At 64.8% G+C, this 20,437-nt stretch carries 17 protein-coding genes; 15 read left to right on the forward strand and 2 right to left on the reverse strand.

The features are described from left to right. The first annotated feature begins 191 nt into the window (after positions 1–191). The 5 genes from fliG (at position 192) to HDR50_RS03740 (ending at position 7,265) form a co-directional block, all read left to right on the forward strand. Positions 192–1,187, forward strand: coding sequence for a flagellar motor switch protein FliG (fliG, locus tag HDR50_RS03720; protein WP_165078206.1), 996 nt, complete (start codon positions 192–194; stop codon positions 1,185–1,187). 172 nt (positions 1,188–1,359) lie between these two features. Then, positions 1,360–2,922, forward strand: a complete 1,563-nt coding sequence (locus HDR50_RS03725) for a FliH/SctL family protein (RefSeq protein WP_291356036.1) — start codon at positions 1,360–1,362, stop codon at positions 2,920–2,922. Positions 2,923–2,983: 61 nt separating this feature from the next. After that, entirely contained in the window at positions 2,984–4,483 is a 1,500-nt protein-coding gene (locus tag HDR50_RS03730) for a FliI/YscN family ATPase (protein ID WP_291356038.1), read from the forward strand. A gap of 185 nt (positions 4,484–4,668) precedes the next feature. Further along, positions 4,669–6,093: an MBOAT family protein gene (locus tag HDR50_RS03735; protein WP_291356040.1), complete on the forward strand. Its 1,425-nt coding sequence runs from the start codon at positions 4,669–4,671 to the stop codon at positions 6,091–6,093. 14 nt (positions 6,094–6,107) lie between these two features. Further along, positions 6,108–7,265, forward strand: a complete 1,158-nt coding sequence (locus HDR50_RS03740; RefSeq protein ID WP_291356042.1) for a hypothetical protein — start codon at positions 6,108–6,110, stop codon at positions 7,263–7,265. Here the strand turns inward: HDR50_RS03740 and HDR50_RS03745 are convergent. Beyond that, positions 7,262–8,074 carry a hypothetical protein gene (locus HDR50_RS03745; RefSeq protein WP_291356043.1) on the reverse strand — a complete coding sequence of 271 codons (813 nt, stop codon included), beginning with the start codon at positions 8,072–8,074 and terminating at the stop codon, positions 7,262–7,264. The genes HDR50_RS03740 and HDR50_RS03745 overlap by 4 nt on opposite strands. A 320-nt stretch (positions 8,075–8,394) precedes the next feature. Between HDR50_RS03745 and HDR50_RS03750 the strand changes: the two genes are divergently transcribed. The 8 genes from HDR50_RS03750 to HDR50_RS03785 all read left to right on the forward strand — a co-directional run bounded on the left by HDR50_RS03750 (position 8,395) and on the right by HDR50_RS03785 (position 17,655). Continuing rightward, the gene (locus HDR50_RS03750) at positions 8,395–9,780 is read left to right on the forward strand and encodes an FAD-linked oxidase C-terminal domain-containing protein (RefSeq protein ID WP_291356045.1); all 1,386 of its coding nucleotides are present in this window, start codon (positions 8,395–8,397) and stop codon (positions 9,778–9,780) included. A 3-nt stretch (positions 9,781–9,783) separates the two neighbouring features. Continuing rightward, positions 9,784–11,082 carry a (Fe-S)-binding protein gene (locus tag HDR50_RS03755; protein WP_291356047.1) on the forward strand — a complete coding sequence of 433 codons (1,299 nt, stop codon included), beginning with the start codon at positions 9,784–9,786 and terminating at the stop codon, positions 11,080–11,082. Between the two features lie 84 nt (positions 11,083–11,166). Then, a complete protein-coding gene (locus tag HDR50_RS03760; RefSeq protein ID WP_291356049.1) occupies positions 11,167–11,817 on the forward strand; it encodes a lactate utilization protein in 651 nt (216 codons plus the stop codon). After that, positions 11,810–13,966, forward strand: coding sequence for an L-lactate dehydrogenase (quinone) large subunit LdhH (ldhH, locus tag HDR50_RS03765; protein ID WP_291356051.1), 2,157 nt, complete (start codon positions 11,810–11,812; stop codon positions 13,964–13,966). Before HDR50_RS03760 ends, ldhH begins: the two co-directional genes overlap by 8 nt. 285 nt (positions 13,967–14,251) lie before the next feature. Further along, a complete protein-coding gene (gene crcB, locus HDR50_RS03770; protein WP_291356053.1) occupies positions 14,252–14,662 on the forward strand; it encodes a fluoride efflux transporter CrcB in 411 nt (136 codons plus the stop codon). A gap of 61 nt (positions 14,663–14,723) precedes the next feature. Next, positions 14,724–14,921, forward strand: a complete 198-nt coding sequence (locus tag HDR50_RS03775; RefSeq protein ID WP_291356055.1) for a hypothetical protein — start codon at positions 14,724–14,726, stop codon at positions 14,919–14,921. A gap of 404 nt (positions 14,922–15,325) precedes the next feature. Then, positions 15,326–17,014, forward strand: a complete 1,689-nt coding sequence (locus tag HDR50_RS03780; RefSeq protein ID WP_291356057.1) for an L-lactate permease — start codon at positions 15,326–15,328, stop codon at positions 17,012–17,014. Between the two features lie 203 nt (positions 17,015–17,217). Then, a complete protein-coding gene (locus tag HDR50_RS03785) occupies positions 17,218–17,655 on the forward strand; it encodes a hypothetical protein (RefSeq protein ID WP_291356059.1) in 438 nt (145 codons plus the stop codon). A 165-nt stretch (positions 17,656–17,820) separates the two neighbouring features. Here HDR50_RS03785 and HDR50_RS03790 read toward each other — a convergent pair whose 3' ends face one another. After that, a complete protein-coding gene (locus tag HDR50_RS03790) occupies positions 17,821–18,228 on the reverse strand; it encodes a hypothetical protein (RefSeq protein WP_291356061.1) in 408 nt (135 codons plus the stop codon). 220 nt (positions 18,229–18,448) lie between these two features. On the opposite strand from HDR50_RS03790, the gene HDR50_RS03795 reads away from it, so the two are divergent. After that, complete coding sequence (locus tag HDR50_RS03795; RefSeq protein WP_291356063.1) at positions 18,449–19,219, forward strand: ATP-binding cassette domain-containing protein; 771 nt, start codon at positions 18,449–18,451, stop codon at positions 19,217–19,219. After that, positions 19,213–20,436: an FtsX-like permease family protein gene (locus tag HDR50_RS03800; RefSeq protein WP_291356065.1), complete on the forward strand. Its 1,224-nt coding sequence runs from the start codon at positions 19,213–19,215 to the stop codon at positions 20,434–20,436. The genes HDR50_RS03795 and HDR50_RS03800 overlap by 7 nt, the downstream gene beginning before the upstream one ends. Position 20,437: the final 1 nt, after the last annotated feature.

Here is a 20,437-nt window from a genome sequence, read left to right on the forward strand (position 1 = left end):
GCAAGGAAGATAAAAATTTTCGACGGGAGTGTACTCAAGTACTCGACCGAGAAAATTTTTCTCTGACGCAGCAAGCACCGAAAAGGCTGTTTTTGACGGAGACTTGCGGCATTGAGAAAGCGGCAGGAATCAGCCGCGCGCATCATCGGCACCTGTACAGCAAAGCCATCGGGAAAGGAGTCACGAACATCATGGAACTGACCGGCCAGCAGCGCATCGCGGTCCTCCTGCTCGCCATGGGCGACAAGTTCACCGCCGACGTCTTCAAGCGCATGGAGCGCCAGGAGATCGCCGACGTTTCCAAGGCCATCGTGGAGCTCGGGCCCGTGCCGCGCGAAACCGTGGAGGAAGTGCTGCGCAACTTCCACGAATCCCTGGTGGACGGCGTGGACATGATCTCCGGCGGCAGCGATACGGCCAAGCGCCTCCTTGTCCGCAACCTCGACCCCGAGACCGCCAAGTACGTCATGGACACGCTGGCGCTGGACACCGGGCCGGCCCCCTTCCGCGACCTCGAGCAGGTGAGCCCGCGCCTGCTCTCCCAGATCCTGCGCAACGAGCACCCGCAGACGCTGGCGCTCATCATGGGCCACCTCCACCCGGACCAGGCAGCCAATCTTCTGACAAGCCTGCCCGCGGGCGTGCGCGCCGAGGTGCTCACGCGCCTTGCCAAGCTCGAGTCCGTGCCGGAAGAAATGCTCATGGAGGTGGACAAGGTGCTCACGAGCCAGCTCATCGCCATGGGCGGCAAGGAGGGCAAGAAGGTGGGCGGCGTGCAGTCCGTGGCCGAGATCCTCAACGCCGTGGACCGCGCCACCGAGGAGGAGGTCCTTTCGGAGATCGAGGAGGAATCCGCCCAGATGGCCGAGGACATCCGCAACCTCATGTTCGTCTTCGAGGACTGCAAGAACATCGACGACAAGGGCGTGCGCGAGCTGCTCAAGGAAGTCTCCAACGAGGTGCTGACCCTGGCCCTGCGCGGCGCCAGCGAGGACTTGCGCGAAAAGTTCTTCAAGAACATGTCCGAGCGCGCGGGCAACATGATCCGCGAGGAACTGGAATTCATGGGTCCCACCAAGATTTCGGACGTGGAAGCCGCGCAGCAGAGCATCGTCAAGGTGGTGCGCCGCCTGGAGGCGGAAAACAAGGTGGTGGTCAGCCGGGGCGGCGGCGATGTGTTCGTCTAGGTCCCGGAAACGTGCGGGCGCTGCCCCTCCGCGCCCGGAACAGAAAGCCTTTTTGCCCCTGCCGGGCGCGTTTCGCGCCTGCGGCAAAAAGGCTTTTTTGCGTGACGGGCAAAACGGCAAAGCGGGGCGCAACTCCGCCCTCGCGGCATAAACTTCGGCACGGGTAGCGGGCATGGCCTCCGAGCAATTGCGGAAAAAATGGGGCACCATCTTCATGGGCGAGCGCGAGGCCACGGTGGACCAGCTCGACGCCATGCAGGAGCCCATGCGCCGCGAAAAGCTCAAGCAGGAGCAGGAAGCCGACTACATGGAGCGCGTGCGCGCCCGCGCCGCCGAACGCGCCAAGGAGATTCTGGGCGCGGCCTACGCCGAGCGCCTGAAGGTGCTGGACGAGGCCAGGGCCGAAACCGACGCCCTGAAGCGCGAGACCGCCGCCAAGTGCGCGGCCGTCAAGGCCGAGGCCGAGGCCCTGCGCAAGGAGGCCCAGGCCGAGCTCGCCCGCGCCCAGGCCGAGCGCGAGGCCGCCGTGCGTGTGCGCGAGGCCGCCCACGGCGAGGGCTACCAGGCCGGCATGGACCAGGCTGGGCAGGAATTGCGCGAATTCCGCGCCGAGCTCGGGCAATCCCTGGGCGCCCTGCTCCGGGCTATCGCCGGGCAGCGGGCCGACCTCGCGGCCGCGTGGCGCGAGGAGCTTGTGGAGCTCACGCAGGAGGCCGTGGCCGCGGGCACGGGCCATGTGCTCAGCGAGGACCACGCCAAGCTGCTCCGCGCGCTGGTGCTCAAGGCCGTGGGCCTGCTTGAGGACCGCGCCACCATCGTGGTGCGCGTCAACCCGGCCGACGAGGCCGCGGTGGGCGACATGTTCGCGGCCGCGCGCGAGCGCGCCCCGGAGCTCGTGCAGTGGATCGTCAACGGCGACGAGCGCATGGAGCCCGGGGGGCTGGTGGCCGAGAGCGGCAGCGGCAGCGTGGACTGTCGGCGCGAGCATTTCCGCGAAATGGTGGATTCCATCCTCTCGCACCTGACGCTGCCCGAACGCGAAGGCGAGGCCGAGGCGGACGAGGCCATCGACACCCTTGTGGAGCACGAGACCGCGCGCATGGCCGAGCTGGCCCCGCCGCCGGAGCCGGCCCTCGAGCCTGCTCCTGCACCCGCAACCGATGCGGCGCCCGTGGAGGGCATGCCGGAACAGGCGGAAGACGCTGCGGCCGGGCAAGCTCCCGGGGCGCAGCCCGCACCGCCCCAGGCGCCCCCGCAGCAGGCTGCGCCCACCACACCGCCGCCGGAGCCGGAACTGCCGCCGGATTTGGCGCCCGACCTCCTGGAAGACGGGGAGGTCGACCTCTCCAGCCTGCCGCCCGACGACATCGACATGGGCGCGCCGGAGGCCGCAGCCGCCTTTGAACCCGCGGCGGCGCCGCAGGCACCCGGCGCCGAACTTCCGGCGGAAGGCGAAGACGACGGGCTCGCGTGGCTGCCCCCCCTCGGGGACCCGGGCGCGGACGGCCCCGGGGCTCCTGCTGCTGCCGCCGAAAAGCTCGATCCGAGCCTCGCGGAGCTGGAAGAAGAGCTTTTCCCGCTGGACGCGCCCGAAGCCGCGGCCCCTGCCGGGGGCGGCGTCCCCGCGCCCGGCGTGTCCCCGGAAGACCTCCTGCCCCCGGACTTGGCCCAGGGCCTGCAACAGGACGAGCGGGACGAAGTGCTGGCTCACGGGGGCTTCCTGCCAGGCAATTGATTGAGGCCGGCCCGGGCGCCCCGCGTCTCTCCTCACCTCATCCTTTCCCACGGATGCCGCCATGAAACTCGACCCCCGCGCCTGCCGCCGGCTCCTGCATGAGGCCAACCCCATCCGCCTGTTCGGCAAGGTCAACAAGGTGGTGGGCCTGGTGGCCGAGGGCAGCGGCCTGCGCGCGCCGCTCGGCGCGGTCTGCCACATGCTGCCCGAGGGCGGCGCCGAGGGCGTGGCCGCCGAGGTGGTGGGCTTCCGCGACGGCAACCTGCTCTTCATGCCCTATGGCGACATGCGCGGCATCCGCCCCGGAAGCCTTATACGGAATACGAGCATGCCGCCGGTCTTTCCCGTGGGGCCGGACCTCCTCGGGCGCGCCTTCGACGCCTTCGGCACGCCGCTGGACGCCGGGCCGCCCGTGAGCGCCGAGCTCTCGGGCTCGCCGCTGCCCCCGGGCGAGCAGGACAAGGCCGATTACGAACGCCAGATGGAGCTCCAGGCGCCGCACACGCCCGAATGGGCGGTCAAGGCGCGCCAGCTCTGGCAGCCGGAGCTCGCCCAGCTCTACACCGACCCGCCGAGCCCGCTACAGCGGCCGCGCATCACCGACATGCTCGACGTGGGCGTGCGCTCCATCAACAGCCTCATCACCCTGGGCAAGGGCCAGCGCGTGGGCATCATGGCCGGTTCCGGCGTGGGCAAGTCCACCCTCATGGGCATGATGGCCCGCTACACCAAGGCGGATGTCAACGTCATCGCGCTCATCGGCGAACGCGGCCGCGAGGTGGTGGAATTCATGGAGCGCGACCTCGGCCCCTCGGGCATGGCGCGCTCGGTGCTCGTCATCGCCACGTCCGACCAGTCGCCGCTGGTGCGCATGCGCGCGGCATACGCGGCCACGGCCGTGGCCGAATACTTCCGTGACAAGGGCATGGACGTTTTGCTCATGATGGACTCGGTGACGCGCTTCGCCATGGCCGCGCGCGAGGTGGGCCTCGCCGTGGGCGAGCCGCCCACCACCAAGGGCTACACGCCTTCGGTGTTCGCGCAGCTGCCCAAGCTGCTCGAGCGCGCCGGCCGCTCGTCAACGGGAACCATCACGGGCATTTATACCGTGCTTGTGGATGGCGACGACTTCAACGAGCCCATCGCCGACGCCGTGCGCTCCATCCTCGACGGGCACATCGTGCTCACCCGCGACCTCGCCGACCAGGGGCACTTCCCGGCCATCGACGTGCTCCGCTCCATCAGCCGCCTGAGGTCGGACATCTGCCCGCGCGAGGACGTGGTGGCCGGCCGCATCGTGACCCGGCGCATGAGCACCTTCCGCCGCGTGGAAGACATGGTGAATATCGGCGCCTACGCCAAGGGCAGCAACCCGGAGATCGACGAGGCCATCTCGGCCATGCCGGCCATCAACGCCTTCCTCTGCCAAGAGGTGGGCGACCCGCAGAACCTGGAGCAATCCATGGCGCAACTGCGCGAGCTCGCCGGGATGAGCGGAAGCCCGCAACAGGGCATGCCCCGGCAGGCCCCGCAGGGCGCGCCGCAGGTGGCGCGGCGCTGACAGGCGGTGGGTTGACAACGAAAAGCCCGGGCGCATATTTTTTGCGCCCGCATTCATGCGCAACATCTCCAACCCCGCCGGTATCCCCATGAGCCCGCTCCTTAGAGAGAGAGAGAGAGAGAGAGAGAGAGAGAGAGAGAGAGAGAGAGAGTAACAGGCTGTTCGTGGCCGCCGGAGAGCTGTAAGTGATCTTCAGCTCTCCCGAGTTTGTCCTTCTCTTTCTGCCCGCAACCGTGCTGCTCTACTACGCGCTTTTGCGCGGGGGATATGCGCGGTTCATCGGCTTCTTCCTCTTTTCAGCATCGCTCGTCTACTACGCCTGGTGGCGGCCGGAAAACCTTCTTGTCATCCTGGCCTCCATCATTTTCAACTATGCCTTCGGGCAGGCCCTCGGGCGTCTCGACAGATGGCGCAAGGCGGTCTTCATCCTTGGCGTGGCGGCCAACCTGGCGGCACTGGGCTTCTATAAATACACCGATTTCGCCCTGCGAACCCTGAACTCCCTGCTCGCCACCGACCTGCCCATGCAGGGCATCATCCTGCCCCTCGGCATCAGCTTCTTCACCTTCCAGCAGGTCGCCTATCTTTCCGACATCTTCATGCGCAAGCATGACCCGGCACGCGAACACTTTCTGGACTATTGCTGTTTTGTCTGCTTCTTTCCCCAGCTGGTAGCCGGCCCCATCGTGCACCATCAGGAAATGATGCCCCAGTTCCACGACGCCAAAAACCAAGAAATCAACTGGGAAAACATCTTTAATGGCATAGTGCTCTTCAGCATCGGTCTCGCCAAAAAGGTGCTCATAGCCGACAACCTTTCGCCGCTGGTCAAGTACTGCTTCGAGACCAGCCCTTCGCTGACGTTTGCCGAGGCCGCCTTGGGGAGTACCTGCTACACGCTCCAGCTCTATTTCGATTTTTCCGCATACAGCGATATGGCGGTGGGAGCGGCGCTGCTTTTCAATATCCGGCTACCGTGGAACTTCGATTCCCCGTACAAGGCGCTGGACATCCAGGATTTCTGGCGCCGCTGGCACATCACGCTCTCCCGCTGGCTCAGGGACTATCTCTATATCCCCCTCGGCGGCAACAGGAAAGGCAAGCGACGCACCCTCGGCAACCTTGTCATGACCTTCCTCCTGGGCGGCCTCTGGCACGGCGCGGCCTGGACCTTTGTCATCTGGGGCGCCCTGCACGGTATCGCCCTGGCCGTGCACAGGCTCTGGCGCGATGCCGGCTTGCGGCTGCCGCGCCTGCTCGGGTGGTTCCTCACCTTTGTTTTCGTAAGCCTCGCCTGGGTGGTGTTTCGCGCGCCGGACATGCAGAGCCTGCGCAGATTTGCGAAGGGTTTTCTCGGCCTGAACGGTTTTTCGTTCAGCGCACCGTTTCAGCGCGGGCTGTCCGCCACCGTGCCCGGGGCAGAGTTCACCCCCCTCTTTGTGTTTGTCGCGTGCGCGCTCTGCATGGCCCTGCTCTTTCCCAACAGCGCCGCGATCCTGCGCTGGCGGCCGCAAAAAAAGCTCTATCTCGCGGCCGCGCTTTCCGTTGTCGCCCTCATCAGCATCTTCATGCCTGAATCCACCCCGGAATTCATCTACAGCAAATTTTAGGGGAAATAGTCTATATGGAAGGCACGAATTATAAGGGGTTGGTCAAGAAGTATTTTCTCTTGGTGCTCCCTACATGCCTCATTGTGATTTTGATTTTTATCATAGTACTTTATATCGTAGATCCGCTCCAGATATTCCATCGCGCAAAGGATGAAAACCGTCCGTTGGACGACAATATGCGCGCTCAGGCGGCGGGAATCCTCAACACCTTTGATATCGACTCCATCATTCTCGGTTCATCCATGCTGGCTAACACTTCAGCGTCCGAAGCTTCAGCAAAACTGGGCGGAAAATTTTTTAATATTTCATTTAATTGTGCAGACTACATAGAGCGTAGCGTGATATTAAATAAAGCTCTACGTAAAAAAATAAAAAATGTCATTTACTCATTGGATAATATCTATATTAATAATATTCAAGACAATAAGAATCTTCAAAAATATCTTTATGATGAAAATATTCTCAACGATTTTAAATATTATGCAACTCTTAAAAATATCCTAAGGCTCTTCCGGATTGATGACTGGCTGATAAAGGATGATCACGATCGTCCGTGTGCTTGGTTTAATAGGCCTGATATAAAAAGCCATTTCGGAGGCATCGAGAATTGGGTGGCACACAAGGATGATTCTTCAATCAGGGACTTTATACATCACTTGCCCAGTACCGCGGAGGTCTTCAATACCGTCAGCCGGCATGAATCTCGTGACCAGGCTAGAGAAAAACTAGCAAAAGACTATATTGAAAAAAATATTCTTGAAGTCATCTGGAATCATCCTAATACAAACTTTTATTTTATTTTTCCTCCTTATCAAAGATCTATATATGCAAATATGCGAAGGTTTGCACCAAAGGATTTTTTTCTGCATCAGGAGATTATCCGCTATATGGTAGAGAAGACCGAAGGCAACAAAAATATCCATATCTATGGTTTTGAAGACCAGGACTTTCTGGACGATATCGCGAATTATACAGACCCGGTTCATCACCACCAGAAATTCAACAGCATGTTCCTCGACGCCATCGCCGGGGGCCACCACGAGCTGACCCCGGAAAATGTGGAAGGCTACCTGAAGCGCTGCGAGCAGAAGGCCTGGGACTACGACATCCCGGCGCTCAATGACGAGGTGCAACGCCTGCTTGGGGCTGCTGTAAAAAAAGGCGACGGCTAGGACGCCACGGCGCGGAAATTGCGGTTCAGCCACTCGGCGATGGCGGGCACGCCGTCCTCGTCGGCCCGGAACCAGGTGTTGGGGTGGCGGCTCACCACCTTGCGCCAGGCAAGGAAGCGGCAGCCGAAGCTCGTCACGCCCTCGGCGTCCGGCTTGGGCAGGCTGCGCACAATGACGCCGCGCACGAAGAGGGGATTGGGCTCGCCGCTCTTGCCGAAGTCGCCCTTGAGCAGCAGCGGGTCGTACAGCGAGGAGTGCGAAAGCGGGCACGAGGCCAGCACGTCGAGGCGCATGCCCGAGGCCGAGAGCTCGCCGAGCTCGCATTCCCCGTTCTCCAGCGGCGTCCACGCGAGCTCGGGCAGTGCCTCCGGGGCGCCGCCCCCAAGGCGCCCGTACCAGATGCCGAAGCCTTCGGCGTTCTCCCGCTCGAGGTTGACGCGCTTGCTGAAGCGCCGCTGGTGATGATCCAGCGATTCGGGCAGCGGAAAGACGAGATAGACCGAATTGAGCGGCCCGTTGTAGATGCGGGCGAGCTTCGTCAGGAAGTGGCAGGTCACGCGCTTGCCGTCGTCCATGACCACGAAGTAGCCTCTGACCTCCGAGCCCCAGATGATGGGATGCTCGGCCAGCTGCTCGAGCTCGGCCCGGATGACGAAGTGCCCGTTCTTGATCATGATGCAGGGCGCGGCAAAACGCGAGACCTCGCACTTGTCCAGCAAAAAGACAAGGTGGATGGGCACGTCCTGGGAGCGCGCCAGGGTGAAGCAGCGCACGGTCTGTTCGAGCGCTTCCTGTTTCGGGTCGGGCATGGGCACCTCGCTGCCTGTGAGCCTTGAAGCATACCCAAAGCCGCCCCGCAAGGCAATCGGGCGGTTTTCATTGCGTATTTGCCCGGCGGCTGCTAGAGTGGAGGCGATAGTACAGGCAGAGGCACCAATCGCCGGCCCGCCCGGGCCCCGCCATGCCGGCGGGCGAAGCGGGCAGCCGGCGCGGTTCGGCCGCGTCCGCGGCCGGCCCTTTCGGCATATCCCGGATGTGCGCATGCGCGGCCGCGCCGTGCGCCCGCGGCATTCGGCGCGCCCGATGCGCAAACCGCGCACCGGCACCACCGCAGGAGCGAGGAGGCTCTATGGCAAGCCAGGCATTGATCAAGGACTTTGAAGAGCTGCTCGGCAAGGACAACGTGTTCACTTCCGAGGCCGACCGGCAGAGTTATTCCTTCGACTCGGCCGTGCTCCCCTCGGTGACGCCCGCCATGGTGCTCAGGCCCACCACCACGGAGCAGCTGGGCGAGTGCGTGAAAAAACTTTACGAGGCCGGCGTGCCCATGACCGTGCGCGGCGCGGGCACCAATCTCTCCGGCGGCACCATCCCCGACAGCGTGGACTCGGCCGTCATCCTGACCACGGCCTTGAACCGCATCCTTGAGATCAATTCCAACGACCTCTACGCCGTGGTGGAGCCCGGCGTCGTCACGGCCCAGTTCGCCGCCGAAGTGGCGAAAAAGGGCCTCTTCTACCCGCCGGATCCGGGCTCGCAGACGGTTTCCACCATCGGCGGCAACATCGCCGAAAACGCGGGCGGCCTGCGCGGCCTCAAGTACGGCGTCACCAAGGACTACCTCATGGGCATCGAGTTCTACGATTCCACGGGGGCGCTCGTGCGCTCGGGCTCGCGCACGGTGAAATGCGTGACCGGCTACAACCTGCCCGGGCTCATGATCCAGTCCGAGGGCACGCTCGGCATCATNTCCCAGGCNGTGATGAAGCTCATNCCNCCGCCGCAGGCCTCGCAGGCGNTNATGGCCGTGTTNGCCGACATGCAGGACGCGGCCGAGGCCGTGGCCGGCATCATNGCCGCCCANATCCTNCCCTGTACGCTGGAATTTCTNGACAACAACACCATCNTCCGCGTGGANGACTTCACNCATGCNGGNCTNCCGCGCGAGGCCGGCGCCATCCTGCTCATCGAGGTGGACGGCCATCCNGCCCAGGTGGCNGACGACGCCGCCGCNGTNGANAANGTCCTCAAGGCCAACCGCGCCACGGCCGTGCATGTGCCCAAGGACGCCGAGGAAAAGANCCGCCTCTGGGAGGCCCGCCGCCANGCGCTNCCCGTGCTCGCCCGCTGCCGGCCCACCACCGTGCTCGAGGACGCCACGGTGCCGCGCTCGCAGATCCCGGCCATGATGAAGGCCGTCAACGANATCGCNGCCAAGCACAAGGTGGAGGTCGGCACCTTCGGCCACGCCGGCGACGGCAACCTGCACCCCACCTTCCTCTGCGACAAGCGCGACAAGGANGAGTTCTCGCGCGTGGANGCNGCCGTGGACGAAATGTTCGACGTGGCCATCNNNCTNCAGGGCACGCTCTCGGGCGAGCACGGCATCGGCACGGCCAAGGCCAAGTGGCTGGAAAAGGAGACCGGGCGCGGCGCCATCGAGTATTCGCGCAGGCTNAGGCANGCCCTNGACCCCAAGNGNCTGCTCAATCCCACGAAAATGGTGGAGATCTAGCCCATGGAAAACAATCTGCANAAGTTGGCCCAGCGCCTCATGGCGCTGGACGACAANATCACNGCCTGNATGCGCTGCGGCATGTGCCAGGCGGTCTGNCCCATGTTCGGCGCNTCCGGGCAGGAGGCCGANGTGGCCCGGGGCAAGCTCTTCCTCATCAACAACCTCGCGCACATGCTCCTNGACGACCCCGAGGCGCTNGCCGACAAGCTNGGCCGCTGCCTGCTCTGCGGCTCCTGCCAGGCCGCNTGCCCNCCNGGCGTNGAGATCATGGCCATCTTCCGGGAGGCGCGCGAGGTNGTNTANACCTATCTNGGCCTGAACCCNNTCAAGAAGCTCGTGTTCCGCACCCTGCTCGCCAAGCCNGGNCTCTTCAACTTCGCCATGCGCGTGGGCGCGCCCATGCAGGGCNTGCTCTTCCACAAGACGGGCGANGTGCAGGGCACGGTNTGCGCGCCCATGTTCAACTTCNTNNTGGGCGACCGCCACATCNGGCCNCTGGCNAANAAGCCGCTGCACGCCATCNNCGGCGCNCTNGACGAGCCGCGCCCNGCCGGCGGCATCAAGGTGGCCTTCTTCCCCGGCTGCCTCGGCGACAAGATGTATGTGGANATGGGCGAGGCCTGCCTCAAGGTGCTGAAGCANCACAAGGTNGCGGTCTACATGCCCNCGGAATTCGCCTGCTGCGGCATCCCGGCGGTCTCCTCCGGCGACGCCAAGGGCATGGAGAAGGAGCTCAAGGCCAANCTCGCCATCCTTGCCAAGGGCGATTTCGACTATATCCTTACNCCGTGCGCCTCNTGCACCTCCACCATCAAGGAGCTCTGGCCCGANTACGCCANGCGCCTCGGCCCCNCGGAAGCNAAGCTCGCCGAGGANNTNGCGCAGAAGGCCATGGANATCAANGTGTTCATCGTGGACGTGCTCGGCGTGACNCCGGCGGCGCAGCCCANGGGNGGNGCCACNGANGTCACCTATCACGANTCCTGCCACCTCAAGAAGTCCCTCGGNGTNAGCCGCGAGCCGCGCATGGTGGTGGAGGCCAACCCGGCCTANAANATGAAGGAGATGAACGAGGCCGACCGCTGCTGCGGCTGCGGCGGCTCCTTCAACCTNTTCCACTACGACTATTCGCGCNAGATNGGCCAGCGCAAGCGCGACAACGTGGTGGCCTCGGGCGCCAAGATCGTGAGCGCGGGCTGNCCGGCCTGCATGATGCAGCTCGAGGACGTGCTCTCGCANAACAAGGACGACATCAAGGTCAAGCANACGGTGGANCTCTACGCCGAAAGCCTNGACTGAGNCNNCTNNCCCGCAACNNANACCAAGGACGGCGCGGCCCTNNNNGGGCCGCGNCCGCGTNCAAANNCNGCAAAGGAGCAAGATATGCCCCCTGTGAACCCGGAACTGGTCGAGGCNTTCAGCGCCAAGGCCGCCCTGGTCAANGCCGTGGTGCAGGAGCTGCCCACNATGGCNGCGGCNCTGCAATATGTGGTGGATGTNTGCGCGAGCAAGGCNCCNGCCGANCTGCTCGCNGACGAGCCGGGCACGGAAAAGGGCCCGCTCGGCCCCAACAAGTGCCCCACCCGCGTCCAGCGCGTGGTGGCCGCCCCCGGCCTTGACNAGGCGGACTTCGCCGAGCTCNANAAAGCCTGCCAGGAAAAGGGCTTCCTCTGCCTGCGCGAGGGCCTGCGCGGCTATCTCGCCGGCATCGACGTGGGCCTGTCCCAGGCCGTGCTCGGCGTGGCCGCCAGCGGCACCTGCATGCTCGACACGGATAACGAGGACGTGCGCCTCGCGGGCATGATCTCCGAGGTGAACGTGGTGCTCCTGCGCAAGTCGGAGATCTATCCCGATCTCCCCTCCATCGCCGGCCAGCTGCGCGAGCGCATGAACGACCACAAGGACGGCGCCGGCACCTTCACCACCTTTGTCACCGGCCCGAGCCGCACCGCCGACATCGAGCGCGTGGCCGCAGTGGGCGTTCACGGCCCGCTGGAACTGCACATCATCCTTCTGGAGGAAGGCCATGCATAAAGCGCCGTCCACCCTTTCCGACTACCGCAAACAGATCGACGAGGCCCTGGGCGACGAGTTCCTGCGCCGCACCCTCGACACCTTCGCCGTGGCCTACAAGGCCAACCGCGAGGCCGTGTTCAAGGACGTGGACGAGCGCAGACTCATCGAGGAGATCGCCGCCGCCAAGGACGACGCCTGTCAGCACATGGAGGAACTCTACGAGGAGTTCAGGAAGAACGCCGAGAAGCTCGGCGTGCATGTGCACCGCGCGGCCGACGCCGAGGAGGCCAACCGCATCATCGTGGGCATCGCCAAGAAGAACCACGTCAAGCGCGTGGTCAAGTCCAAGTCCATGACCGCCGAGGAGATCCAGCTCAACCCCGCGCTGGAGAAGGAAGGCATCATCGTGGACGAGACAGACCTCGGCGAGTGGATCATCCAGCTGCGCCACGAGGGCCCCTCGCACATGGTCATGCCGGCCATCCACCTCTCCCGCTACCAGGTGGCCGACAACTTCGAGAAGGAGACCGGCGAGAAGCAGGAGGCCGAGGACGTCCAGAAGCTCGTCAAGGTGGCGCGCGTCCAGCTTCGGCGCAAGTTCATCGCCGCGGACATGGGCGTTTCGGGCTGTAACTTCGCCATCGCCGAAAACGGCGCCATCTCCACGGTCACCAACGAGGGCAATGCCCGCATGGTGGAGACGCTGGCGCCCATCCATGTGGCCGTGGCCGGCCTCGACAAGCTGGTGCCCACGCTGGACGTGGCCCTCACCGCCCTGCAGGTGCTGCCGCGCAACGCCACGGCCCAGCGCCTCACGGCCTATGTGAGCCTTATCTCCGGCTGCGTGCCCTGTGCCGTGGGCCCGGACGGCCGCAAGGAACTGCATGTGGTGTTCCTCGACAACGGCCGCACCGAAATCGCCAAAGACCCGCTCTTCTCGCAGATCTTCCGCTGCGTGCGCTGCGGCGCCTGCGCCAACGTGTGCCCGGTGTTCCGCCTCGTGGGCGGCCACAAGATGGGGTACATCTACATCGGCGCCATCGGTCTCATCCTCACCTACTTCTTCCACGGCAAGGACAAGGCCAAGGTGCTCTGCCAGAACTGCGTGGGCTGCGAATCCTGCGCCAATGTGTGCGCCGGCGGCATCGACCTGCCGCGCCTCATCCGCGATATCCGCGCGCGCTGTTCCGAGGAGCAGGGCAGCGGCGCCCAGGCGGCCCTGCTCGCCTCGGTGATGAAGAACCGCAAGCTCTTCCAGACCCTCCTGCGCTTCGCCAGCAAGGCCCAGAAGCCCTTTACCGGCGGCACGCAGTTCCAGCGGCATCTGCCCAACATGTTCTTAGGCAAGCACGGCTTCAAGGCCCTGCCCGCGCTGGCGCCCAAGGCCTTCCGCGACAAGTGGGAGTCCATCCGGCCGCGCGTGCAGAAGCCGGTCATGAAGGTCGCCATCTTCGGCGGCTGCGCGCAGGACTTCATTTATCCCGAGCAGCTTGAGGCGGCGGTGAAGATCATGGGCGCCAAGAACGTGGCCGTGGACTTCCCCATGGAGCAGACCTGCTGCGGCCTGCCCGTGGAGATGATGGGCGAGCGCAAGACCTCGACGGAAATCGCGAAGCAGAACATCGGCGCCTTCGACCCCAAGGACTATGACTATATCGTCACGCTCTGCGCGAGCTGCGCCTCGCACCTGAAGCATGTCTATCCCAAGCTGCTGGAGAACGATCCCGAGCGCTACGAGGCCCAGGCCTTCGCGGACAAGATCATCGACTTCAGCTCCTTCGTGCGCGACAAGCTGGGCCTCAAGCCCGAGGACTTCGAGAAGAGCGGCGAGAAAGTGACCTACCACGCCTCGTGCCACCTCTGCCGCGGCCTCAAGGTCAAGGAGGCTCCGCGCGAGCTCATCGCGGACGCGGCCGAATATGTGCCCTGCGAGGAGGAAGAGGTCTGCTGCGGCTTCGGCGGCACCTATTCCATGAAGTTCCCGGAGATCTCGGGCCAGCTCATGGACAACAAGCTGAAGCACATCGCGGAGACCGGGGCCGAGCGCCTCGTGGTGGACTGCCCCGGCTGCGTCATGCAAATCAAGGGCGGCGCGGAAAAGAAGGGCCAGAAGATCAAGGTGCAGCACATCGCCGAGCTCGTGGCCGAAAACCTCAAGAAGGACTAGCCACGCCCGCACGGGCGACCGGCTCACCGGGGCGCGCTTCCGCAAGGGGGTGCGCCCTTTTTGCGCTTCGCCTTCCACAATGTAAAGGCAGCAGAGCCACACCACCGCCCCGCACGCGCAACACGGACATCCGCACAAGGGTCCGCCGCGCCTGCCTTGACACAACGGGCTTTTGGTTCAATACTGCCGTCGCTTCCGGGGCTGGCCCGCAACAAGAGTCTCGCGGCCGGCAAAATGCCCGTTTGCCGGCAGGCCGCAACCTTTTTCCTGTTCAAGGGGGGAACCATGGGCGCTTCGGCAATGAATATCGTCTACTCCATCATCGCCATCGGCATCGGCGCCACCTGCGGCGCCACTTCGCGCTGGCTGCTCGGCCTCGGGCTCAACGCCCTCTATCCCGCCATCCCGCCAGGAACGGTTGCCGCCAATTTCTTGGGCGCCTATATCATCGGCCTCGTTTCCAGCATTTTCGCGGCCTGCAACATCACGTCCTCCAACTATCTGCACCTGATGATCATCACGGGCTTTTTGGGCGCGCTCACCACGTTCTCCACGTTTACGGATGAAATGGGCACCCTGATCCGCCATCACGATTACTGGACGGCGGTCGGCGGCATCGCGCTCCATGTCTGCGGCTCGCTCATCCTGTTCTTCCTCGGCATCGCCACCTTCATGCTGTTCCACCACGCCGAGTGACGCGAGAGAAACGTTTTACTGCGGCTGCATGGCCCCACAAGCTCCATATTAGGAGGGAACCATGGCTAAATACAAAGTGACCGGAAAGGTCAGCAAGCCTGAACTGGGCGCCGCCGGCACCGTGACCGCCTCCAAGATCGTCGACGCGGCCTCGGAGAGCGAAGCCATCTCCAAGGCGAAGGCGAAGTGGCAGGGCGTGTATGACTACATCATCAAGGACGGCAACGACATCCTCGAGATAAAGGTCGCCGCCATCTAGGGCATTCCCCGTAAGCTGCTCCACAAACCCCGGCCGCGGCCGCAGCAAGACCCGCGCCTCCGGTGCCTCGAATAACGGCATCGGAGGCGCCTCTTTTTTGGCGCGTATCCCGGCATGCCACCTCTGGGCCGCCTACTGCCCGGACAACTGCCCGGGCGGTCGCGTGACGGGACTTTGTGAAAAAAATTGCCTGCATGCGGACCGGGAAAAGTGCCCGGCGCCCCTTGCGCATTGCCGTACCTTTACGCTATCCATAAAGCACTGGAGATTATTTCTGACATCGGCCCGCGAACCCACGCGGCGCCCTCACCTTCGCCGGCGCTGGCGCGAAGGGGCGGGGCCCGCAGCCTTCCAGCAGGTTCTTCGGGCTCGGTGCCGCAAACCGGGTCCCGAGGGAGGTTTTCATGTCAATCGGATTTCTGGCCTTGCTGGCGATCATCCCCATTGTGGTCGCCCTCATCCTGATGGTGGGCATGCGCTGGCCCGCCACCCGGGCCATGCCCTTCGCATGGGGCGCCTGTGTCGTCTGCGCCATCTTCGGCTGGGATATTTCCATCCTCCGCCTCATGGCGCTCTCCATCCAGGGCGTGATCATCGCCATCGGCGTTTTGATCATCGTCTTCGGCGCCATCCTCATCCTCTACACGCTTGAGAAAAGCGGCGGCATGGAGACCATCCAGTACGGCATGCAGAACGTGAGCCGTGACCGCCGCGTGCAGGCCATCATCATCGGCTTCCTGTTCGCGGCCTTCATCGAGGGCGCGGCCGGCTTCGGCACGCCGGCGGCCCTGGCGGCGCCGCTCCTGCTCGGCCTGGGCTTCCCGGCCATGGCCGCGGCCGTCGTCTGCCTCGTGTTCAACAGCGTTCCCGTCTCCTTCGGCGCTGTGGGCACGCCTATCCTCGTGGGCTTCGGCCTGCTCAAAGAAAAGATCGCGGCCCTTGTGGGCGCGGACCCGAACCTGCCCTTCACCGGCTTTGACGGCTTCGCCAAGCTTGTGGGCGAGTGGGCCACCCTCATGCACGGGCCCATGGCCATCATCCTCACCATCTTCATGCTCGGCTTCATGACCCGCTTCTGGGGCCCCGAGCGCTCTTGGGCGGCCGGCTTCCGCGCGTGGAAGTTCTGCGTGTTCGCGGCCATCTGCTTCCTCGTGCCCTACATGGCCTGCGCCTGGACCCTCGGGCCGGAATTCCCGGCCATGCTCGGCGGCCTCATCGGCCTCGCCGTGGTGGTGTGGGGCGCCAAGCAGGGCATCTGCGTGCCCAAGGACGTGTGGGGCTTCGGCGATCCTTCCAAGTGGGAGGCTTCCTGGTCCGGCACGGCCAGCCAGAACACGAGCACCGAGTTCAAGGCCCACATGAGCCAGTTCCAGGCGTGGCTGCCCTATGTGATCATCTGCTTCCTGCTCGTCATCTCCCGCATCCCCGAACTGGGTATCAAGGGCTGGATGACCGCGCAGAAGATCACCTTCAACAATATCCTGGGCTTTGCCGACATCAGCGAGAGCATCACTTACCTCTATCTCCCCGGCACCTTCTTCATCTTCGTGGCCCTGCTCACCATCTGGCTGCACAAGATGCCCGCCCCGGCGGTCAAGGCCGCGTGGAGCGAGAGCTTCCAGAAGATGAAGTCGCCCACCATCGCGCTGTGCTTCGCCGTGGCGCTCGTCGCCATCTTCCGCGGCTCGGCCGTGAACCCGCTGGGCGCGCCCTCCATGCCGCTGGCCCTCGCCGAGACCGTGGGCGCCGCCGCCGGCGCCATCTGGCCCCTGCTCGCGGCCTTCGTGGGCGGCCTCGGCGCCTTCATCACCGGCTCGGCCACCATCTCGGACCTCATGTTCGGCGAGTTCCAGTGGGATATGGCCACCATGCTCACCCTGCCCCGCTCCATCATCGAAGCGGCGCAGACCGTGGGCGGCGCCATGGGCAACATGATCTGCATCCACAACATCGTGGCCGCCTGCGCCGTGGTGGGCCTCTCCGGCCGCGAGGGCGAGGTCATGCGCAAGACCTTCTGGCCCTTCCTGCTCTACGGCTGCGTGGTCGGCATCATCTGCTGGGTCCTGGTTGCGGCCAATCCCGGCGCGTTCTAGGAGCTTCAGCGGGGCTTTTCGCCCCAAACATTGCAAAGGCGCACGGCTTTCGGGCCGTGCGCCTTTTTTGGCAGGCCACCTGTTTCGGCCTTTGGCGCCATTTGCGCGGCCGGCCCGAAAAATCCTTTACAGCGGGCGGCGATGGGCCTAGTCTACAGGCGTCCCGGCTGATCGGGGCACAAAGCCCGTATGGGAGAATAAAAATGAAAAAACTGCTTTTTGCCGCAGCGGCCCTCTGCGCCTTCGGCTTCATCGGCTCCGCCCAGGCTGCCGACACCAAAACCCCCGGCCCCTATGACCTTCCCCTCGTGGGCGAATATGTCAATGACGCCGGCTGGCTCGTGATCGCCCCGGCCGCCAAGGGCGAAAACGCCAACTACAATGTGGGCCTGCAGGACAAGTCCGGCAAGTGCAGCCTCGAGATCGTGGCCGGCACTTGGCAGGTCTCCGAGCAGAAAAGCCCGATCAGCCGTACGCTGCACCCCAAGGCCATTGTGGCCGTGCAGGCTCAGGACTATCCCAACTTCGCCCTCTGGCCTGAAGACGAAAAGATCCGCCTGGCCGACGACGCCCTGCCGCTGGACAAGCTCGATCCCGCCTGCGCCGTGTTCAAGGGCAACATGGTCTTTACCCGCAAGTGACCATCCGCGCATGAGCGCTCAAGGCCGCGGCCCGCACTCTGGGGGCTGCGGCCTTTTTTTGCGCGCAAAAAAGCCTCCGGCCTGGCGGGAGGCTTTTGCGTTGCCAAAAGAACGGCGCGGCCCCGGGCGTTCCGGGGCGGCGGTACGGCCGGGCGCTTCCGGCCTCTAGCCGCGCGAGGCGGCGAGCGCCGGGATACGCCGCCAGTACCACTCGCTCACCAGGGTCTCGTCATCCGGGCTCCATTCGCCGCATTCCTCAAAATGGCGCAACACATCGCGCTCCAGCGGGCTGGTCTGGGCGCCGCGGGCGCACTGGCGCAGGCGGAACAGGATGACCATACATTCAAAAAGGCTGAAGCAATCCTCTTCGCTGGTGAAGCCCTTTTTCAAAAGGCCTGTGAATTCGCGGTAAAAAGGATTGTCCTCGGGCACACAGCGGTCAAAATCTTCTGCATGTTCGATGAGATAGCGCAGGCTGCGACAAAACAGCACCTGGCGCGGGTCGGTCGAGGCATGCGCGATACGGGCGGCATAGAGCTTTTCCAGGTCGTGACGGTAGGCGGAAAGAGGCATAGGGCACCCCGAATATGTGTAAAGAAATACCTCTTCATAAATATTATAGGAAACGGTTTCTTTTATCAAATAATAAATAGGGGCGCGCCTGATATACTCCCACTTCACCGCACGCCCTGGCGGCCGCCCGGGATTTTTCTCGACCTTTGCCCCGGGCTTTGGCATGCTGCCTCAAGGCGCCGGCCTTCACGGGGCTTATGGCGCGGCCGGGAAGCGACACATGCTCTATGTCATAGAAAATCTCCTCAAACGCCGCCAGCGCGAGCAGGGCTATCGCCTGCTCATCAAGAGCCTGCACATCCCGCGCGGGGCGCGCCTCGCCATCACGGGCCCCAGCGGCTGCGGCAAGAGCACCACGCTCGACCTGCTCGGCCTGGCGCTCAGGCCCGACTCTGCCGCGCGCTTCACCTTCGCCCCGAATCCCGCTGCTGCGCCGCTGGATGTGACGGCCCTCTGGGACCACGAGCGCCATGACGCCATGGCCGCCCTGCGCCTTGCGCACATGGGCTATGTGCTCCAGTCGGGCGAGCTTTTGCCCTTCCTCACCGTGGGCGAAAACATGACGCTCACGGCACGGCTCGGCGGCATGGCGGACGCCGAGGCCGAAGCCCGCGCCCGCGGCCTCGCCGAAGCCCTGGGCGTGGCCCATCTCACGGGCGCCATGCCGGCCACGCTTTCCGTGGGCGAGCGTCAGCGCGCGGCCATCGTGCGCGCGCTCACCCCCGGGCCGCAGCTCATCCTCGCGGACGAACCCACGGCCGCGCTCGACCCGGTGCATGCCGCCCGCGTCATGGACGCCTTTCTCGCGGCGCTCGACCAGCACGCGGGGAGCCTCGTGCTCGTGACGCACAATGCCGACTGGGCGCGCCGGGGCGGCCTCAGGGAACTGGCCTTCCGCATGGAGGAGGACGAAGGCGGCGTCACCGCCGTCCTCGACGACGGCGCGAACGCTGCGACTGGCTCCCCAACCGGGGAGGGCGCGCCATGCTGAAAAAGATCTGGCTCGCCATATGCCTCGCCGCGCGCGACTGGCGCTTCGAGCGCTCGCTCACGCTCTGCGCCATCCTCGCGCTCGCCAGCATGCTCACGCCGCTGCTCGTGCTTCAGGGCCTGAAGAACGGCGTCATCGAGGGCATGCGCGAGCGCCTGCTCCAGGACCCCACGGTGCTCATCATCACGCCCAAGAGCGACGGCGCAAGCTTCACCGAGGCCGAAGTGCGGGCCTTTGGCGCACTCCCGGGCGCGGCCTTCGCCATCGGCCGCACCCGCGAGACCGCCACGGACATCACCCTCGCCGCCGGTGCGGACGGCGCGGGCAAGAGCGCGAGCCTTTCGCTCGAGCCGAGCGCCCCCGGCGAACCCGTGCTCACGCATCTCGGCATCACGCCGCCCGCATACGGCGAGGAACCCGAGCTCGTGCTCTCGGCACCGGCGGCCAAAGCCCTCGGTGTGAGCCCAGGCGAGAGCCTGTTGGCGCGGCTCGGGCGGCGCACGCCCGAGGGCCGGCTGGAATCGGCGCGCATGGTCTTCCGCGTCACCGCCGTGCTCCCCGAAGCCGCGGCCGACCGGCGCATGGCCTTCGCGCCGCTCTCCGCCCTGCAAGACCTCGAAGACTACCGCGACTATCTGGAAGTTCCGTCCCGCGGCTTCACGGGCAATGCCCGCGAGGGCCAGCGCCGCTACGCCTCCTTCCGGCTCTACGCGCGCGACCTCGACGCCGTGGAGGGGCTGGCCGCGGCCCTTGGCGAGCGGCACATCGAGACGCGCACGCGCTCGCGCGAGATCGCGGCCATCCGCATGCTGGAATCGTCCATCAACCAGGTCATCCTCATCATCTCGCTGGCCGTGGGCGCGGGCTTAGCCGCGTTCACCATAAGCTCCGTGCAGGGCGCGGTGGAGCGCAAGCGCCGGATGCTCGGCATGCTGCGCCTTTTGGGCTTTCCGCACGCGGCGCTCGTGTTCTATCCCATGACGCAGAGCCTGCTCACCTCCCTCTGCGGCTTCGGGCTTTCCTGCCTGCTCTATCTGGCGGTGAGCCTCGGCATCGCGCACGCCTTCGCCGGCCAGGGCGGCATCGCCTGCCGCCTCGGCCCTGCCGACGTGGCCATCGCCTGCGCAGCCGTGGTGGCGCTCTCCCTGCTCTCCACGGCCCGGGCCGCCCGCGCGGCCGCCGCCGTCGAACCCTCCATCGTCATCCGCGAGGTCTGAC

Source organism: Desulfovibrio sp. (assembly GCF_014803725.1).
In the GTDB taxonomy this organism is placed as follows: domain Bacteria; phylum Desulfobacterota; class Desulfovibrionia; order Desulfovibrionales; family Desulfovibrionaceae; genus Desulfovibrio.

Coding starts and splice junctions, on each gene's coding strand:
- ldhH (WP_291356051.1), top strand. CDS start 11,810: ATGCATAAAGCGCCGTCCACCCTTTCCGACTACCGCAAACAGATCGAC.
- HDR50_RS03725 (WP_291356036.1), top strand. CDS start 1,360: ATGGCCTCCGAGCAATTGCGGAAAAAATGGGGCACCATCTTCATGGGC.
- HDR50_RS03800 (WP_291356065.1), top strand. CDS start 19,213: ATGCTGAAAAAGATCTGGCTCGCCATATGCCTCGCCGCGCGCGACTGG.
- HDR50_RS03775 (WP_291356055.1), top strand. CDS start 14,724: ATGGCTAAATACAAAGTGACCGGAAAGGTCAGCAAGCCTGAACTGGGC.
- HDR50_RS03745 (WP_291356043.1), bottom strand. CDS start 8,074: ATGCCCGACCCGAAACAGGAAGCGCTCGAACAGACCGTGCGCTGCTTC.
- crcB (WP_291356053.1), top strand. CDS start 14,252: ATGGGCGCTTCGGCAATGAATATCGTCTACTCCATCATCGCCATCGGC.
- HDR50_RS03795 (WP_291356063.1), top strand. CDS start 18,449: ATGCTCTATGTCATAGAAAATCTCCTCAAACGCCGCCAGCGCGAGCAG.
- HDR50_RS03785 (WP_291356059.1), top strand. CDS start 17,218: ATGAAAAAACTGCTTTTTGCCGCAGCGGCCCTCTGCGCCTTCGGCTTC.
- fliG (WP_165078206.1), top strand. CDS start 192: ATGGAACTGACCGGCCAGCAGCGCATCGCGGTCCTCCTGCTCGCCATG.
- HDR50_RS03740 (WP_291356042.1), top strand. CDS start 6,108: ATGGAAGGCACGAATTATAAGGGGTTGGTCAAGAAGTATTTTCTCTTG.
- HDR50_RS03730 (WP_291356038.1), top strand. CDS start 2,984: ATGAAACTCGACCCCCGCGCCTGCCGCCGGCTCCTGCATGAGGCCAAC.
- HDR50_RS03790 (WP_291356061.1), bottom strand. CDS start 18,228: ATGCCTCTTTCCGCCTACCGTCACGACCTGGAAAAGCTCTATGCCGCC.
- HDR50_RS03780 (WP_291356057.1), top strand. CDS start 15,326: ATGTCAATCGGATTTCTGGCCTTGCTGGCGATCATCCCCATTGTGGTC.